The organism is Nocardia higoensis (assembly GCF_015477835.1).
Taxonomy (GTDB): Bacteria; Actinomycetota; Actinomycetes; order Mycobacteriales; family Mycobacteriaceae; genus Nocardia; species Nocardia higoensis_A.
In genome coordinates this window covers 1-255 of the sequence record NZ_JADLQN010000034.1, presented here as the reverse complement: position 1 = coordinate 255, position 255 = coordinate 1, and the positions used below count along the sequence as shown (strand labels likewise).

General features: G+C 57.6%; 1 protein-coding gene. It reads left to right on the top strand.

The features are described from left to right. Positions 1-53: 53 nt before the first annotated feature. The coding region (locus IU449_RS29385; protein WP_228805869.1) for a hypothetical protein at positions 54-255 on the top strand (202 nt) is incomplete at its 3' end.

The window sequence follows — 255 nt, the reverse complement described above, 5'->3', positions numbered from 1 at the left end:
CGGAACCATGCATCTTTGAGAGCCATCTCGTCATCTCCTCGTGAATGGATTGATTGGCTGATTTCAGCCTGATCGACCGCCGCCGAATCCCCGGTGCCAGATTGTCACAGCAGGTCAGGGTGGCTAGCCACCTCAAAATGTACAGCATGGATGGACTCTTGGCTAGCCACCGTGAAATGCTCGAATGCATGCCGAGCAAGCATCAGTACCCCGCGCGCGTATATCGCCCCGACCCGGAGCTATACCGGCGGGCTC